The sequence below is a fragment of the Anabaena lutea FACHB-196 genome (genome assembly GCF_014698305.1).
GTDB classification, from domain to species: Bacteria; Cyanobacteriota; Cyanobacteriia; order Cyanobacteriales; family Nostocaceae; genus Anabaena; species Anabaena lutea.
The window spans coordinates 170,893-191,127 of record NZ_JACJST010000003.1; the positions used below are offsets into that span (position 1 = coordinate 170,893).

The 20,235-nt window shown below is 41.3% G+C and carries 4 protein-coding genes; all 4 read left to right on the forward strand.

The window, feature by feature from the left end:
• Positions 1-446: 446 nt before the first annotated feature.
• The 4 genes from H6G59_RS05190 to H6G59_RS05205 all read left to right on the forward strand — a co-directional run bounded on the left by H6G59_RS05190 (position 447) and on the right by H6G59_RS05205 (position 19,964).
• Positions 447-7,502 (forward strand): SdrD B-like domain-containing protein, encoded by a 7,056-nt coding sequence (locus H6G59_RS05190; protein ID WP_190712096.1) that lies wholly within the window; start codon positions 447-449, stop codon positions 7,500-7,502.
• 163 nt (positions 7,503-7,665) lie between these two features.
• A complete protein-coding gene (locus tag H6G59_RS05195; protein ID WP_190712098.1) occupies positions 7,666-17,514 on the forward strand; it encodes a non-ribosomal peptide synthetase in 9,849 nt (3,282 codons plus the stop codon).
• A 62-nt stretch (positions 17,515-17,576) separates the two neighbouring features.
• Positions 17,577-18,437 carry a Tab2/Atab2 family RNA-binding protein gene (locus H6G59_RS05200; protein ID WP_190712100.1) on the forward strand — a complete coding sequence of 287 codons (861 nt, stop codon included), beginning with the start codon at positions 17,577-17,579 and terminating at the stop codon, positions 18,435-18,437.
• 213 nt (positions 18,438-18,650) lie between these two features.
• Complete coding sequence (locus tag H6G59_RS05205) at positions 18,651-19,964, forward strand: TldD/PmbA family protein (protein WP_190712102.1); 1,314 nt, start codon at positions 18,651-18,653, stop codon at positions 19,962-19,964.
• Positions 19,965-20,235: the final 271 nt, after the last annotated feature.

Consider the following 20,235-nt stretch of genomic DNA (forward strand, 5'->3'; position numbering starts at 1 on the left):
GTTTTGTGCATAAAATTATGTCTGCTAACGCTTCAATAAAAACCTGATTTATCAATGTGTTAAGTACACTAAACTTCTCCCCCACAAGACTAAGTTTATTTTAAGGGAATTAAGTGAAATCTCTGATGCCCTACATTGTGCTAATGGATATTATTTTACTATAACTTTATGGCTTTTTGTGTAACTTTGCCCAAGCTTTAAAAATTGATGCAGTCATATAAGTTACTCTATATAAATAGAAATTTGAACAATTCAAAAGGAAATAGCTCTATTTTAGAGCCGATGTGAATCCTGATTTTACAGCAGTTTGAGATCAAAACCGCTACAAAAATTAATTGCAGAATGAAGTTTGATACTGATTTTTGTCATTTCTATTTGTGGCAGGGTTGATTGCAAGTTGCCGTATTAGCGACCAGATTGATTTAATTTATCGAGTGTAAAAAATTATGTCACGACCTCAAGTAAAAATCACAGTTACCCCTGCCGGCGGACCACAGAATACACCTAGCTACAAGGATGTAGTATCAGTTACTGGTGTTGGCACAGATAATACTTACACTTATTTCAACCAACTAGGTGTTATTGATGCTTGGTGTCTTGATAGTGCTACTCCCATTGACGCTAATGCCACTTATACAGCTAATGTCTATTCCAGCTATGAACTAGCTCCATTGGCAACATTGGGAACGCCTGCAAGGATAGGCAACCTGTATAATTTAGATTTGGTGAACTGGATAATTAACCAAAACTTTACGGCTAATCCTCAATATAACTATGGTGAAATTCAGGCAGCCATTTGGACATTACTGGGTGACACCTATAATTCCAGTGGTTCAGATCTAACAAGAAACGGGTCTGTAGTTGCCAGCGATGTTAATTCTATCGTCAATCTGGCTAAGGCAAACGGTGAAAACTTTGTTCCTGACACCAATCAATTTATTGGAGTCATTTTTGACCCGTTTGTAGTTAATAGTAATGGCTCGGTGACACCCAAGCAGCCACTGATAGCTCAAGTCAGAGCAGCAAAACTGGGTGACTTGGTATGGCACGACCTCAACGCCAATGGCATCCAAGATGCAGGTGAATCAGGAATTGCAGGAGTCACCGTCAATTTGACACGGGACAGCAATAGCAATGGAATCATCGAAAATAATGAAATTTTAGCAACCACCACTACTGGTGCAGGTGGTTTATATGAATTCAAAGGGTTGACCCCAGGTTTAAGCTATCAGGTACAATTCGCTACTCCTACTGGATTTGATGCGGTAAGTCCTCGGCAACAAGGAGGCAGTCAGACAAAAGATTCCGACGGTTTAGTGTCCAATGTGGTCATTTTAAACGCTGGAGAATTCAACCAAACCATTGATGCAGGCTTCTATAAGTATGCCTCACTGGGAGACTTTGTATTCAACGATGGCAACAACAACGGCATTCAAGATGCAGGTGAAGCAGGAATTGGTGGAGTCACAGTCGAGTTAATCAACCCCGCAAATGGCAGTGTCATTGGTACAACCACAACCAATGGGGCTGGTGCTTACACCTTCACAGGCTTAACCCCTGGAAACTACCAAGTTAAATTTACATCTCCAACAGGTTATGTCTTCAGCACAGCGAATGTGGGAGATGACAGCAAAGATAGCGATGCCAACACCAGCACAGGCTTAACCCAAACAGTCACCCTGACAAGTGGAGAATACAACGGCACATTAGACGCAGGTTTAGTCCAACTAGCCAGCTTGGGAGACAAAGTTTTCCATGATCTAAATGCTAATGGCATTCAAGATGCAGGGGAACAAGGCATTGCTAACGCTAGTGTCAAGCTGTTAGATACAGCAGGTAATGTCATTACCACCACAACTACAGACGGTAACGGACTCTACTCATTCACAAACCTGCAACCAGGAGACTACAAAGTTCAGTTTGTTCAACCCACTGGTTTTAACGGTGTAAGTCCGAGCAATGTTGGTGGTGATGATAGCGTTGATAGTGATGGACTCATCTCCGATGTCGTCAACCTGTCTCCTGGAGAAAATGACACCACAGTTGATGCAGGCTTCTACAAAACAGCTTCACTGGGAGACTTCGTATTCAACGATGGCAACAACAACGGCATCCAAGATGCAGGTGAAGCAGGAATTGGTGAAGTCACCGTCGAGTTAATCAACCCCGCAGATGGCAGTGTTATTGCAACAACCACAACAGATGAAACTGGTGCTTACACCTTCACAGGCTTAACCCCCGGAGACTACCAAGTTAAATTCACATCACCAACAGGTTATGTCTTCAGCACAGCGAACCAAGGTGGAGACGATACTGTAGATTCTGATGCCAACACCAGCACAGGCTTGACTCAAACAGTCACCCTGACAAGTGGAGAATACAACGGCACATTAGATGCAGGTTTGGTACAACTAGCCAGCTTGGGTGATTTTGTCTTTGAAGATAGCAACGCCAACGGCATTCAAGATGCATGGGAACAAGGCATTGCTAACGCTAGTGTCAAGCTGTTAGATACAGCAGGTAATGTCATTGCTACCACCACTACAGACGGTGATGGCTTGTATTCCTTCACAAACCTGCAACCAGGGGATTACAAAGTTCAGTTTGTTCAACCCGATGGCTTTAATGGTGTAAGTCCTAGCAATATTGGTGGTGATGATAGCGTTGATAGCGATGGACTCATCTCGGATGTCGTCAACCTGTCTCCTGGAGAAAATGACACCACAGTTGATGCAGGCTTCTACAAGACAGCTTCACTGGGAGACTTCGTATTCAACGATGGCAACAACAACGGCATCCAAGATGCAGGTGAAGCAGGAGTTGGTGGAGTCACAGTCGAGTTAATTAACCCCGCAGATGGCAGTGTCATTGCCAGTGTCATCACCGATGATAATGGTGGCTATCAATTTAGTGGCTTAACCCCCGGAGACTACCAAGTTAAATTCACATCTCCAACAGGTTATGTCTTCAGCACAGCTTACCAAGGTGGAGACGATACTGTAGATTCTGATGCCAACACCAGCACAGGCTTAACCCAAACAGTCACTCTGAGCAGTGGAGAATACAACGGCACATTAGATGCAGGTTTGGTACAACTAGCCAGCTTGGGAGACAAAGTTTTCCATGATCTAAATGCTAATGGCATCCAAGATGCAGGGGAACAAGGCATTGCTAACGCTAGTGTCAAGCTGTTGGATACAGCAGGTAACGTAATTACCACCACAACTACAGACGGTAACGGACTCTACTCATTCACAAACCTGCAACCAGGAGACTACAAAGTTCAGTTTGTTCAACCTACTGGCTTTAACGCTGTAAGTCCGAGCAATGTTGGTGGTGATGATAGCGTTGATAGTGATGGACTCATCTCCGATATCGTCAACCTGTCTCCTGGAGAAAATGACACCACAGTTGATTCAGGCTTCTACAAGACAGCTTCACTGGGAGACTTCGTATTCAACGATGGTAACAACAACGGCATCCAAGATGCAGGTGAAACAGGAATAGGTGGAGTCACAGTCGAGTTAATCAACCCTGTAAATGGCAGTGTCATTGGTACAACCACAACAAATGGGGCTGGTGCTTACACCTTCACAGGCTTAACCCCCGGAGACTACCAAGTTAAATTCACATCACCAACAGGCTACAGTTTCACCGCAGCTAACCAAGGTGGAAATGATGCTGTTGATAGTGATGCCAACCCCAGCACAGGCTTAACCCAAACTGTTACTCTGACAAGTGGAGAATACAACGGCACATTAGATGCAGGTTTGGTACAACTAGCCAGCTTGGGAGACAAAGTTTTCCATGATCTAAATGCTAATGGCATTCAAGATGCAGGGGAACAAGGCATTGCTAACGCTAGTGTCAAGCTGTTGAATACAGCAGGTAATGTCATTGCTACCACCACTACAGACGGTGATGGCTTGTATTCCTTCACAAATCTGCAACCAGGAGACTACAAAGTTCAGTTTGTTCAACCTACTGGCTTTAACGCTGTAAGTCCGAGCAATGTTGGTGGTGATGATAGCGTTGATAGTGATGCGGCTAGTAACTTAACCACTGGAGTTGTGAACCTGTCTCCTGGAGAAAATGACACCACAGTTGATGCAGGCTTCTACAAAACAGCTTCATTAGGAAATTTCGTATTCAACGATGTCAACAACAACGGCATTCAAGAGGCATCAGAAGCAGGAATAGCAGGTGTAACTGTGACTCTGATTAGTGGGGGAGCAGATAGACTGATTAGCACTACTGCGGACAACACCACTATCACCACAACTACCAATACTAGTGGCAAGTACAACTTCGCTGGACTCACACCTGGTCAAGAATATCAAGTTCAATTCTCTAACTTACCTACAGGATATCAGTTTACTCAAGCTAATGCAGGTACTGATGATGCTTTAGATTCCGATGCTAATACCAGCACTGGCAAAACCCAGATTGTCACTCTTGCTTCTGGTGAAAATAACACCACTTTGGATGCAGGGATTTATCAAAATGCCGGTGATTTGTCGATTACCAAAACCAACGGTTTGACGACAGTAAGCCCCGGACAGCAGATAACTTACACCATTGTGGCTCAAAACAATGGTCTGATAACTGCTACCAATGCCCTGGTGAGCGATATCATACCCAGCAATCTGACCAATGTCACTTGGACAAGCGTGGCTACTGGTGGGGCAACGGATAATCAAACTAGTGGTACAGGCAGCATTAACGATTATGTGACTCTGACAGGTGGTAGCAGCATTACTTATACAGTCACAGGGACGGTAGCGCCCAATGCCTTGACTCCGGTCTACAACACGCCTACCACCATCAACTTGACCAGTAACTCTAGCAGTGCGCTCAATGGTACTGCTGGCAACATCCGTAATTTCTCTGCTAATGGTATTTCCGTCAATGCTAGTGCTTTTAGTAGCACCAGTACAGGAACTTGGAATACAGCCTATTTAGGTCTTTACGGTAGCTACGGTTTAGGGGTAACAGATGGCAGTGAAAATGGTAGTAATGGCACCCACCACATTGATAATGATGGTCGTAACAACTACGTTCTGCTGGAATTCTCTGAGTCAGTGGTGATTGACAAGGCGGCATTATCTTATGTGGTTGGAGATAGTGATATCTCTGTATGGATTGGCAACTTCAACAATCCTTATACCAATCACCTGACTTTAAATAGTTCGGTTCTCAGCAGCTTCGGTTTTACTGAAATCAACTTAGGTGGTAGTAGCGATCGCAATGCGGATATCAATGCCAGCAACATTGTCGGTAACGCTGTGGTAATCGCTGCTAAAGTTGGCGACACGAACGATGAATTTAAGCTCAAGTCTCTTGATATTCTCAAAGCAACGACTCAGACCGGTGGCTCTCTTGTTAACACTGCCACTATCACTGCTCCAACTGGTTTCACAGATACCAATTCCAACAACAACAGTGCCACCGATACTGACACGATTGTTGCTTCTGCCACGGTGAGAATTGGCGATCGCGTTTGGTACGATACGAATGCCAATGGTATCCAAGAGACGGGTGAAGCTGGTGTTGCCGGTGTAGCTGTTAATCTCTTTAACCAAGCAGGTACTCAAGTCGGGACAACAACCACCGATACCAATGGTTTCTATCAATTCAATGTCAACACCAATAGCACCTACAGCGTTCAATTCGTCCAACCCACTGGCTTCAGTGGATTCACTACCGCCAACGTAGGTAACGATGGGGCTGATAGTGATGTTGTCAATGCCAACGGCACAACGGCACAATTCTTAGTCGGTACAACTGATAACCTCACCATTGATGCTGGACTCATCAAAAATATCGGCGACTTGTCGATTACCAAAACCAACGGTTTGACGACAGTAACTGCCGGACAGCAGCTAACCTACACCATCGTTGTCAGCAACAATGGTTTCATCACCGCTACCAACGCCCTAGTGACCGATGCAATGCCCGCTCTGCTGACAAACGTCACTTGGACTAGCGTAGCCAGTGGAGGCGCTACAGGCAACGAAACCAGTGGAACAGGCAGCATCAACGATTATGTGACCCTGACTGGTGGTAGTAGCATCACTTACACAGTTAACGGTACAGTAGCCGCCAACGCTGTATCCTCTACCCCCACTTATACAGACACTAGATTTGACTTCAATGGCAATAGTTCGTCCGATGGCACAGATGGAAATACTCGAACCTTCACGAAGGATGATATTACCGTTACAGCACGTGCCTTTAGCCGTGTAGATGGCACAAATGGAGCTTGGAGTAAGGCTTATCTGGGTAGCTATACTGGTGGCTTAGGTGTTACCGATAGCAGCGAAAGCACTAGTTATCATCGCGTTGATAACGGCGGTGGCAGAGATAACTACGTCCTATTCCAATTCTCGGAAGCGGTTGTTGTTGATAGCGCTTACCTGCAATACGTCGTTACCGACAGTGATACATCTGTCTGGATTGGTAACTTTAACAATACCATCACGACTTTAAGCGACTCTGTTCTCAATAGCTTTGGGTTCACCGAAGTTAACTTAGGTAGTGGCAGCGATCGCTGGGCAGATATCAATGCTGGTAATTACCTGGGTAACACTTTAGTTATCGCCGCTAAGACAGATGATACAAACGATAACTTCAAGATTCGCTATTTAGATATTCAGAAACCTGTTGCACCAGCAACCGTTTCTCTGACTAACACTGCCACAGTAACGGCTCCGACTGGTTTCACTGACACCAACACCAGCAATAACAGCGCTACCGATACTGACACAGTGACTGCTGCTCCAACTGTCCCATCAGCCCCTGGTGTGCGTACTCCCGGATTCTGGCAAAACACAGAGTGGCAGAAGTTCTGGGATGGTATCCAAGGCAACGAACCAGCACAAAAAACACAGCCCAATTTCGCTAAGAGCGATCTTCTATTCGCGCCTTATACCAACTCCGCACAGCCTGGAAAAGTTCTTGATCCAGTGAGCGGACAGTACGACATAGGCTTACTCATCGGTGACTTCAACCGCAATGGCAAAACTGATGCAGGTGAAGATACTCTCTTCTACACCCGCGCCCAAGCACTCCAGATGGTTGATGCCTCAGCCCACCCCAATGGAGATAAGCGTTACGATCTTGGTCGTTCCTTGGTTGCTGGTTGGTTGAATTATCTCGCTGGCAACCCCATTGACACCGCCAATCCAACTGATAAGGATGAACGATACTATATCAACGAAGGCATCAACTGGTTACAAGGCTTCACTCCAGACGAAAATGGTGATAAGAAAGGTGATGGCGCAATTTATCAAATGACTGGCAGCAGTGTCAGTAGCCCTCAGCTTGCTAATAGCTACTGGAATCTAGGTATTTCTAGTGCCTCCAATTTACCAAGTCCTTATAACACCAACACCAATGTTCTCTATCCTTTAGAGTCTGGTAGTGTAATTAATACCAACCTGGATAATTACAACAATGGTTTGGGTCTTGCAGATAATGTTTTCTACGGAGGAAACCCATAAATCACTAGCAATAGCAATTTCGGCGATAGTGCTTTCTGCTTGAACTAAAGATTCCCCTGCTAAACTCAAATTTTGGCAGGGGTTTCCCACAATCATTATCTTTGTTATGGGCAATTAAAAAAATCTGCCCAAAGTATTAATTTAGTAAAAAATTAGCTTAATTATGAAAAATATAGAAGATACCTCTTTTAAGTCCTGCTCAAATATTGAAAGATTTTGGCGTGGTTTCTTGCGCGGTTTTACAGCCCCTGTTACATTACCTGCGCTGTCACCTGATTCCTCATCCCACCCAGCCCGTAAAACCCAAGAAATTCGCCTGTCAAACAGTAAAACTTCGGATTTGATTACTTTTGGTAAAAACAATAAATTAAGCCTTCATACTCTCATTCAAGCCGCAGTGGCTTTACTTTTGAGTCACTATACGAGAGAAACAGATATTCTGTTTGGTTCAACTACTGAAGAACCTGATTTTAATATTGTACCTGTGCGAGTTTCCGTTGAAGCTGATGTCTCAGTTTTATCGTGGTTGAAAAATATACAGAAACAATGGTCTACTTTGACAGACTATGAATATATTCCTCTAGAACAAATTCGACAATATAGTGAAATTTCCCCAGAATTACCATTATTTGAGATGCTGGTAATATTTGGAAACTATGAAAAATTAGAATGTTTTGAATATCCATTGATATTATCTGTTGATGCAGAATCAGATTTATTACTAAAAATTAATTATCAACAAACTCGATTTGCAGATGATGCCATAGCTCGAATGTTAGGACATCTAGAAACTTTATTAACAAATATAATTAATCTTTCTGAAAAAACTCTTGCTGATATTCCTCTACTTACAGAAAGAGAAAAACATCAATTATTAATTGAGTGGAATCAGACTGAGGTAGATTATCCCCAAGACAAATGCATTCATCTGTTGTTTGAGGAACAGGTAGAGAAAACACCAGATGCTATTGCAGTAGTGTTTGTAGATGAACAACTTACTTATCAAGAACTCAATGAACGTGCTAATCAATTAGCAAATTATCTGCAAAAATTAGGAGTCAATGCCGATAAATTAGTAGGATTGTGTTTAGAACCATCCTTAGCTAGAATTATTGGGTTATTAGGAATTCTCAAAGCTGGGGGTGTTTATTTACCGCTAGATCCGGTTTATCCTCAAGAACGTCTCAGATTTATGATCGAGGATTCGCAGGTTTCCATTGTTCTAACTCAAGCATCTCTAGCTACTAAGTTATCAGAAAATTCCCTGCAAGTTGTGAGCTTAGATGCAGATTGGGAGAAAATTGCCAGAGAATCTACAAATAATCTACAAAGTTGTGTAACTGGGGAAAATCTGGCTTATGTTATTTATACATCTGGTTCAACAGGAACACCAAAAGGGGTTTTAACTTCCCATCAAGCGATCGCACATCACTCTCAGAATATCATTGCACATTATCAACTCAATTCAAGCAATGGTGAACGTTCCACCTCCGGTGATCGCATTTTACAATTTGCATCTCTGAGTTTCGATGTTTCTTTAGAGCAAATTTTACCAACCTTAGCAGTTGGAGCAACCTTAATCTTAGTTGATACAAAATTATTAACTATCTGGGAATTTAATCAAAAATTAATTGATTATAATTTAACAGTTGTTAATATCCCTCCAGCTTATTTCACTCAATGGTTACTATTTTTAGCAGAAAATGCTTTTACTATTGTTCCCCATCAACTCAGATTAGTTATTTGCGGTGGTGAAGCATTGCCAGTAGAAAGTTTGAAAATCTGGCAAAATAGTCCACTCAGAAGAATACGTTTAATCAATGCTTATGGACCAACTGAAACAACCATAACAGCAATCACTTTTACAGTTACTCAAGAAAATACATCAATAAAATCTTCCACAAATATTCCCATTGGCCGTCCATTACCAAACCGCAAGGTATATATTCTTGATCAACAAAAAAATCCCGTTCCTATCGGTATAGCTGGAGAGTTATATATTGGTGGAGAAGGGTTAGCACAGGGTTATTTAAATCAACCGAAATTAACAGAAGATAAATTCATTACTAATCCTTTTGACGATACCTCTTTAAGAATAACTTCGCTAACAAAATTGTATAAAACTGGGGACTTAGCTTGCTACCTGCCAGATGGTAATATTAAATTCTTAGGTCGCATTGATAATCAAGTAAAAATTCGCGGCTTTAGAATAGAATTAGGAGAAATAGAAGCAGTATTAAATCAACATCCAAATTTAAGGGAAGCTAAAGTTATTACTAGAGAAGATATTCCTGGTGATAAAAGATTAGTTGCTTATATTATATCTACATCAAACCAAAACTCTCCATCAGAAATATCTACTGAACTACGTCAATATTTAAAAGAGAAACTACCTGAATACATGATTCCTTCAGCCTTTGTGATGTTAGAAACCTTCCCATTAACACCCAACGGCAAAATTGACAGTCGCGCACTTCCTGTGCCTAATTTTTCATCTGCTGCAAATAATTATGTTGCACCACGCACACCCACAGAAGAAATTCTTGTCAATATTTGGAGTCAGGTACTCAAAACAGAAACCATTGGCATAAATGATAATTTCTTTGAATTAGGAGGACATTCATTAATTGCCACTCAAATAATCTCTCGTATTAGACAAACCTTAAATAGGGAAATCCCACTTAGGTTACTATTTGAATCACCCACAATAGCCCAATTATCCTCACAAATCAGCACAACTAATAACCTAGCTGTAACAGCAATAGAACCGAGAAAACAACAAGAAAATCTACCACTTTCTTTTGCTCAACAACGACTGTGGTTTCTAGATCAATTAGAACCAAATAGTACCGCTTATAATATCCCTTATAGATTACAAATTCAGGGTTTACTGAACATCAGCATCCTAGAAAAAAGCATTAGTGAAATTATTCAACGTCATGAAATACTCCACACGAATTTTATTTCTATAGACGGACAAGCAAAACAGGTAATTACTGCCAAAAATACCTTTAGTTTACCCCTTATTGATTTACAATCCTTGCCTGAGTATCAACAGAAACTAGAAGTAGAAAAAATAGCTAAACAAGAATCAGAAAAACCTTTTAATTTAGCTGAAAATTCTCTATTTCGCATCAAAATATTGCAATTGAATGCCGAATCGCATATATTGTTAGTTAACATTCATCATATTATTTTCGATGGTTGGTCTTTTGGTATCTTATTTGCAGAACTAAAAGCACTTTATACAGCTTATTCTGAGGGTGTTACTTTAGCGTTACCACCACTACCAATTCAGTATGCAGACTTTACTCTGTGGCAAAGACAGTGGCTGTCTGGAGAAGTTTTAGAATCACAGTTAAATTACTGGGAAAGACAATTAGGTGGGACTTTACCCATATTAGAATTACCAACAGACCGTCCTCGTCCCAGAATAAAAACCTACGCAGGAGCCACAAAAACCTTCATCTTATCACCGGAATTAACTGCAAATATAAAATCCCTCTGTCAACAAGATGGTGTGACTTTGTTCATGACTTTACTCACAACATTTAAAGTCTTACTTTGTCGCTACAGTGGTCAAGAAGATGTGATTGTGGGAACTCCAATAGCGGGACGTAACCACAGAGAAATTGAGGGGTTGATGGGCTTTTTTGTAAATACTTTGGCTTTACGGACGGATTTAAGTGATAATCCTATTTTTCGAGAATTACTAAGTCAAGTGAAACAAGTATGTTTAGAAGCATACACTAATCAAGATGTACCTTTTGAGCAGTTAGTTGAGGTACTGCAACCAGAAAGAAATTTAAGTCATACTCCGATATTTCAAGTGATGTTTGTTTTGCAGAATACACCAATAGGAGAATTAGAATTACCAAATTTGTATTTAACAGCTTTAGAACCACCAAAACAAACTGCTAAATTTGATCTGACTCTATTGATGGAAGAAAAAAATGGACAATTAATAGGTGAATGGGAATATAATACAGATTTATTTGATGGTTCAACGATAGAAAGAATGATAGAGCATTTCCAAATGTTATTATCTGGGATATTGGTTACTCCAGATCAAAACATTTGGAAATTACCTTTACTAACCGAAAGAGAAAGACATCATTTATTAGTTGAGTGGAATCAGACTCAGACCGATTATCCTCAAAATAAGTGCATTCATCAGTTATTTGAAGAACAGGTAGAGAAAACACCTGATGCAGTTGCAGTGGTGTTTGAGAATGAACAACTTACTTATCGAGAACTTAATCAACGTGCAAATCAATTAGCAAATTATTTGCAAATATTAGGAGTACAATCAGAAAAGATAGTAGGAATTTGTGTTGAACGCTCTCTAGAAATGATTGTGGGATTGTTAGGTATTCTCAAAGCTGGGGGAGCTTATCTACCGCTTGACTTTGCATATCCCCAGGAGCGTATTTCCCGTATGCTTGATGATGCTCAAGTAGCGGTGCTGTTGACCCAAAAACATCTAAGTAAAAGGCTTCCACAACACCAAGTAGAAATGATTTGCTTAGATACTGACTGGCTTTTGATCTCTCAAGCAATAGAATCAAATCCTGTCTGTGAAATTCAACCTGAAAACTTGGCTTATGTAATCTACACTTCAGGTTCTACAGGGGAGCCAAAAGGAGTAATGATTCAGCATTCCTCCGTTGTGAATCTTGCCAATGGCCTACATCAAGCTATCTATTGTGATCACCAGAATTCTCCATTGCGAGTCAGTTTGAATGGGTCTTTAACTTTTGACACTTCTGTTAAACAGATTATTCAACTGATATATGGTCATAGTCTGAACATAGTGCCAGAAAAGGTGCGATTTGATGGAAATGCGATGTTGTCCTACTTGCAGCAGCAAAAAATAGATGTGTTGGACTGCACACCATCGCATCTGGGACTGTTGATTGCAGCAGGATTGCTGGAAAGTGATGCTGCTCCTCAATATGTACTCGTAGGGGGAGAACCTATTGATGAATCTATGTGGACAACTTTAGCACAAGCTCAAAATATTAATTTTTATAATGTTTACGGTCCTACAGAATGCACTGTAGATACTACGGTGTGTTTGATACAAATAGCTAAGATCAAGCCAGTTATTGGTCGTCCTATAGCTAATGTCAAAACCTACATCTTAGACGAATATCTGCAACCAGTTCCCATTAATATGCCTGGGGAATTGCACATTGGGGGTGCGGGATTGGCAAGAGGCTATGTCAATGCCAAAGAGTTAACACAAAAGAAATTCATTCCTAATCCGTTTGATAAGACAGCAGGGAGTAGATTGTATAAAACTGGGGATTTAGCTCGCTATTTACCTAATGGTGAGATTGAATATCTAGGACGGATTGACAACCAAGTAAAAATTCGCGGCTTTAGAATAGAATTAGGAGAAATAGAAGCAGTATTAAACCAACATTCTATTGTGAGGGAAGCTAAAGTTATTACCAGAGAAGATATTCCTGGTGATAAAAGATTAGTTGCTTATATTATTCCCAATTCCAAGGAAAATACTCAAGGGGAAATATCGCAGCAAATTCGTGAATACCTCAAACAGAAGTTACCAGATTACATGATTCCTTCTGCCTTTGTGGTGTTAGAGTCCTTCTCCTTAACTACTAATGGTAAAATTGATTATCGCGCTCTTCCTGCTCCCGATTTTTCAGCTAATCAAAGTAATTATTATATTGCTCCGAGAACTCCTAGAGAAGAAATTATCGCTAATATTTGGAGTCAGGTACTCAAGGTAGAAAAAATCGGCATTGATGATAACTTCTTTGAATTAGGTGGACACTCATTACTAGCAACCCAAGTTATATCTCGTATCAGACAAAGCTTTAACTTAGAAATACCACTGCGCTTACTATTTGAATTTCCCACTATTGCCCAATTATCCTCACAAATTGGCAACAATGATAGTCTACCAGTCCCACAGATTGAACCGAGAAAACAACAAGAAAATCTGCCACTTTCCTTTGCTCAACAGCGGCTTTGGTTTTTAGACCAATTAGAACCCAATAGCACTGCTTATAATATGCCTTATACGCTGCGGTTTTTGGGAGTACTGAACATTAGTGCATTGGAACAAAGTATTAGTGAAATCATACAGCGTCATGAAATTCTGCGAACCAATATTATTTCAATAGATGGACAACCAATTCAGGTAATTATTAACAAAATTAATTTCAATTTACCTATCATTGATTTACAATCTCTACCTGATGAGCAACGATCCGCAGAAGCTGAAAGAATCGCTGATCAAGAAGCACAGCAACCTTTTAATTTAGCTGAAGATTTTCTATTCCGTGTCAAACTGTTGCGTGTCAATCAAACAGAACATTGGCTGTTATTTAATTTTCATCATATTATTTTCGATGGTTGGTCTAGTGATGTGTTTCGACGGGAACTGGCTGCACTGTATCAAGCCTTTTCTATAGATAATCCCTCTTTTCCAGACGCTATAGAAACACCATTATCACCACTTCCTATTCAATATGCGGACTTTGCTCTGTGGCAAAGAGAGTGGCTTGCTGGGGAAGTTTTAGAATCGCAATTGAATTACTGGAAGCAGCATTTAGGTGGTCAGTTACCATTCCTAGAGTTACCAACTGATAGACCGCGCCCCAGTATACAGAGATTTCATGGTAGAAGACAATCCTTTCCAATTTCTTCATCCCTCACTCAGTCTCTGAAAACTCTCAGTCAGCAAGAGGGAGTAACCCTGTTTATGACCATGCTGGCTGCGTTTTACGCCCTACTTTACCGCTATAGTGGACAAGAGGATATTATCATCGGTACTCCCATTGCTGGGAGGCATCGTTTAGAAACTGAGTCATTAATTGGATTTTTTATCAATACTCTGTGCTTGCGAATTCAGCTAGATGACAACCCCAGTTTTGCAGAGTTGTTGAAGCGAGTGCGTGAAGTCTGTTTAGGAGCTTATGAACATCAAGATATGCCCTTTGAGAAGTTGGTTGAAGAACTACAACCGACAAGGGACTTGAGCCGTTCACCGATATTTCAGGTGATGTTTATTCTTCAGAATACTCCCAAATCCGATTTAGAACTTTCTGGTCTAAGCTTGAGTTTTTTAGAAACTGACAGCCCAGGAGCGAAGTTTGACTTAACTCTCAGCTTAACGGAAACAGATGATCACCTGATCGGTAACTGGACTTATAATACTGACTTATTTGAAAGTAGCACCATTGCTAGGATGACAGGGCATTTTCAGACCTTACTAGAGGGGATTGTTGCTCATTCATCTGATGCGATCGCTTCCCTACAAGAGGCTACACCAACACCCAACCTAGGCATCGCCCAATTACCACTATTGACAGCGACTGAACGGCAACAAATGCTTGTGGAGTGGAACAATACCTATTCACCTTATCCCCAGGATACTTGCATTCATCATCTATTCGAGTCCATTGCCGCACAAACACCAAATACTATAGCTGTGGTGTTTGAAACACAAAAATTAACCTACCAGGAACTTAATTGTCGTGCCAATCAACTAGCACACTACTTGCAAAAATTGGGTGTAAGTCCAGAGGTGACGGTAGGGATTGCTGTTGAGCGCTCCTTAGAAATGATAGTTGGCGTTCTCGGTATTTTCAAAGCTGGTGGGGCTTATGTCCCTCTCGATCCGGCTTTGCCACAGGCTCGTCTAGACTATATGTTAAAGGATACGGGCGTAGGAGTTTTGTTAACTCAAAAGCATTTAGCCCAAAATTTTGCTGATTTCAAAGGGCGTGTAGTCTACATAGATCAGGACTGGCAGGAAATTGACAAAGAAAGCTCTATCAAACCCATAAGTAACGCCAAAAGCCATAACCTTGCCTATATTATTTACACCTCCGGTTCTACAGGCCAGCCCAAAGGTGTGATGGTAGAACACCATAGCTTGTGTGGTTTTGCCGCACCAGGAAGGCTACAAGCTTACTGCGTTAACTCCGATAGCCGCGTCCTTCTGTTTGGTTCTCTGAGTTTTAGCACTTCCTTATCTGAAATATTCATGACCTTCATGGCAGGAGCAACCCTTTATATTGCCAGACAAGAAGACCTCCTACCTGGTTCAAGATTAGCTTATTGGCTACGGGAGTATGCTATCACTCACATTAAAACCACTCCTTCAGTTTTAGCAGCCATGCCTGATGCTAATTTTCCTTTGCTGTCTGTGATTACAGTCATGGGAGAACCCTCCTCCTCTGAGGTTTTAGAACGTTGGCTACCTGGCCGGACACTGCTCAATTCTTACGGAGCGACGGAAGCGAGTGTCTCTGCTACTCGTGGTCAGTACCAAGATAGCAAAACCAAACCATCCATTGGACATCCTATTGCTAACACCCAGATTTATTTACTAGATACCTATCAACAGCCTGTACCTGTTAATGTTCCAGGGGAAATATATATTGCAGGTGTTGGTGTCGCTCGTGGCTATATGAACCAACCCGATTTAACTGCTGAACGGTTTATTGCCAATCCCTTTAGCAATGAACCAAAAGCCAGAATGTATAAGACTGGAGATTTAGGAATTTATTTATCAGACGGTCAGATTGTGCATCTGGGTCGCATAGATAATCAAGTCAAGATTCGCGGCTTCCGAATTGAACTAGGAGAAATTGAAACAATTCTCGGTCAACATCCATCGGTGGAAAAAGTTGTTGTCATTGCCAGAGAAGATAGCCCAGGCAATAAACGCTTGGTTGCTTATGTTGTTCTCCAGGAAAACCAAAAATTTTCAACTCAGGAAATGCGAGTTTTCTTGGAAAAGAAAGTACCAAATTATATGATACCGACAGCTGTTGTAGTTTTGGATTTTATCCCTCTAATGGTGAATGGTAAATTAGACAGAATCGCCTTACCTGCTCCTAAATTTGATAATTTTAAATTAGAAGATAAATATACAACCCCAGCCGATAATTTAGAACTGCAACTCACCAAAATTTGGGAAAATGTTTTAGGTGTTCAACCTATTGGGTTAAATGATAACTTTTTTGATGTAGGAGGACATTCACTTTTAGCTGTCCGTTTATTTGCTCAAATTGAGAAAATATTTGGTAAAAATATTGCTTTGACTATTCTTTTCCAAGCTCCGACAATTAGACAATTAGCTAATGTGCTTCGGGATGAAGGATACACCAGTTCTTGGTCTTCATTGGTGCCAATTCAACCTCATGGTTCAAAACGTCCTTTTTTCTATATTCATACTATTTATGGAGGTTTGATATACAGCCTGAATTTGTTATCTAAATTAGATGCTGATCAACCAGTTTATGGTTTACAAGCACAGGGATTAGATGGGAAAAAGTCTCCTCATACTTGTATTGAAGATATGGCATCTCACTATATTAAAGAAATACAAACTGTTCAACCGCATGGACCATATTTACTGGGAGGATGGTGTGCAGGAGGAGTGATCGCTTATGAAATGGCGCAACAACTTTATGCTCAAGGTGAGACTGTTGAATTACTCACGATTTTTGATGCTTTTCCTCCGAAAATGATACCTTCATCCCCTAAAGTTGTTAATTCTTTATTTCCAGTCAAAAGAAAGTCTCGTATCAGTAAATTTACATTGTTGTATTTAATGGATATGATTCAGCGTAATCGCCACAATTTGACTAATTTGACACTTCAACAGCAGGTGAGTGTCATTTGGGAAAAAATTAATCGGCGAATTCAGGATAGAATCACGGAAACTGTCTATCAATTCTATGTAAAGAGGAATCTGCCTTTACCGCACTCTTTGCGCCACTTAGCTATTAGAGATGCGATCGCACAAGCTTACAGAAATTATTGTCCAACAGTTTATCCAGGTAAAGTTATATTTTTTAAAGCAGTTGATCAATCTCAAGAATATGCTCGTTATCTGCAAAGGTGGGAGGAATTAGCTGCTGGTGGCTTAGAAATTCATGATATTCCTGGTAATCATGATACTCTGATGGCCGAACCTCATGTTTCGGTTTTGGCTGAAAAGTTAAGGCGCTGTTTACAGACTTAAGCAGTCAACTGGTAGAGTAAAAATATAGAAAAATATAAACTCGCCAGATTTCACCGCAAAACATGGGCAGTATTTGGGAACTCGATTTTTACTCCCGTCCGATTTTGGACGAAAATCAAAAAAAAGTTTGGGAAGTTTTAGTTTGTGAAAGTCCTTCAGATATTCGCACCAAAACTGATTCTTTGTTTCGCTACGCTAAATATTGCCCCAGTACTCAGGTAAATTCGGGTTGGTTGCGGACGGCGTTACAGGAAGCTATTGAGAAAGCAGGGGAAGCGCCGATTAAAATTCGCTTTTTCCGCCGCCAAATGAATAACATGATCACTAAAGCCTGTCAGGATGTGGGTATTCCTGCTTTATCTAGTCGTCGCACTTTGGTTCTTAATCAGTGGTTACAACAGCGGAGTGAGGAAGTTTATCCCCAGGAACCAGGGTATCAAGGGGGAACTAATGCTTCGGTGCGTTTGGATAGACCTTTACCTCAGCGCTTACCAGATGCTTTGGAAGGTAAACAGTGGGCATTTGTGACTTTAGAAGCTGCGGATTTGGCAGAAATGCCAGAGTGGGAAATTGGCTTTGGTGAATCTTTCCCCCTAGAGTTGGCGCAATTATCGCCTGAAGCTCGCATTCCTGGTATTTTGATTTTCTCACCTAGAGCTTTACCTTTGGCTGGTTGGATGTCTGGTTTAGAGATGGCTTATTTGCACTTTGACACCAAGCAAGGGGACAGATTAATTTTAGAAACCGGCGCAACAGAAAGCTGGATTGTAGCTAATATCAGAACTCCTCAACTCCTAGCTGAGGCTAAAGGCTTTGCACAAGCAAAGGAAAAAGCCAATGGGGTACATTTTATTGGTGTGCAGTCTGATCCCCAATCTCAGACTTTTGCGGGATTTTGGCTGCTACAAGAGGTGAATTTATAACAGGTGACAGGGAACAGGTGACAGGGAACAGGGAAGAAGTAGGGGATGAGGGAGATGAGGTTAGGAACTGAGAATAATAACTAACAACGAACGACTTACCAATCACTCATTCCCAATTCCCACGAAATTTACAACTGTTAAGACACGCTGATGGGATAATGGACTGCGTATATCTGGGATTTACAATCCAATATCCACAATTCATCAAGGGAAATGGGTTCTGCAAATTTGTCACAAGATACACTAGCCGAACATCTGCTAGAACTGTCATTAAAATCTGGCGCTGAAGCTGCGGAAGTGTATCAATCGCGATCGCTTTCTCGTCCAGTTTTATTTGAGGCTAATCGCCTTAAACAACTAGAAACCAGTCAATCTGAAGGTACAGCACTACGGCTGTGGCTAAATGGTTGTCCGGGACTGATGGTGGCTTATGGTTCTGTCGATCCGCAAGTGATGGTAGAGCGAGCGCTGGCTCTGAGTCAACTCAACCAACCAGAACCAGTAGAATTAGTCAGTAATTCTCATACCTCTTACCCTGATTTAGGGGAATCAGTGCCAGTTGAGGTGCTGATAGACTGGGGCAAGGAAGCGATCGCGCTGATTCGTGATGTCTATCCTGATGTTCTCTGTAGCAGTGATTGGGAATGTGATGTAGAAAATACCAGGTTAATTAACAGTAAAGGTTTGAGTTGTCACTACAGTGATACTACTCTCAGCTGCTATATGTCAGCAGAATGGGTCAGAGGTGATGACTTTTTGAGTATTTCCGATGGACAAACCCAGCGAGGAGAACTCAATCCAGAGAAATTAGCTCACCAAATTTTACAACGATTAGATTGGGCGCAAGACAATGTTTCTACCCCAATAGGTCGTGTTCCCGTTTTGTTCACTTCCAAAGCGGCGGATATGCTTTGGGGAACTGTCCAAGCCGCTTTGAACGGTAAGCGGATATTAGAAAAGTCTTCCCCTTGGGGAGAAAGGTTAGGTACACCAGTGGTTGCACCTATTCTGACTCTTTACCAAGATCCAGAAGCAGGGCCTTACAGCTGTCCTTTTGATGATGAAGGCCATCCGACAAAGTCTTTGGTGTTTATTGAAAACGGAATTTTACGGAATTTTTATAGCGATCGCACTACTGGACGACAATTAAATATTGGCACTACTGGTAATGGTTTTCGTCCTGGGTTGGGTAGCTATCCCACTCCCGGTTTATTTAACTTTCTCATTCAACCCGGTTCCCCATCCTTACAAGATTTAATTCACGATCTGGAAGATGGCTTAATTGTCGATCAAATATTAGGAGAAAGCGGTGGCATTTCTGGTGATTTTTCTATCAATATTGATTTAGGATATAGGGTAAAAAATGGGCAAATAATTGGCAGAGTTAAAGATACAATGGTCGCTGGTAACATCTACACAGCCCTCAAACAATTAGTTCAATTAGGTGGAGATGCTGATTGGAATGGTGCTTGTTATACGCCTTCTCTAATCGTAGAAGGACTTTCCATCAATGGCAAAAATAATTAATAGGGAATAAGGAATGAGGAATAGTATTTTTATCATTTCCATTTGTGATCAATCCGGGTATCGGGTTAATAAGTGCATAGCTTTTAACACGTTCAAGTCTGAATTACTTGCACCTTTTCCACCTCTAATATCCCTTTAAGTCTTGATGAATAGGGGGTTTCAGGTTTATATGGCTATAGCTTGCGTGACGACGTAGGAGTCATACGCTACGCTATCAGCTTCGTCCTAATTTCTGCAATTTTTCCGGCATCGTCAATCGTATTATGTCCGG

What these genes read in the sequence shown, in the direction of transcription:
- H6G59_RS05205 (WP_190712102.1), top strand. Translation starts at nt 18,651, where the DNA reads ATGGGTTCTGCAAATTTGTCACAAGATACACTAGCCGAACATCTGCTA.
- H6G59_RS05200 (WP_190712100.1), top strand. Translation starts at nt 17,577, where the DNA reads ATGGGCAGTATTTGGGAACTCGATTTTTACTCCCGTCCGATTTTGGAC.
- H6G59_RS05195 (WP_190712098.1), top strand. Translation starts at nt 7,666, where the DNA reads ATGAAAAATATAGAAGATACCTCTTTTAAGTCCTGCTCAAATATTGAA.
- H6G59_RS05190 (WP_190712096.1), top strand. Translation starts at nt 447, where the DNA reads ATGTCACGACCTCAAGTAAAAATCACAGTTACCCCTGCCGGCGGACCA.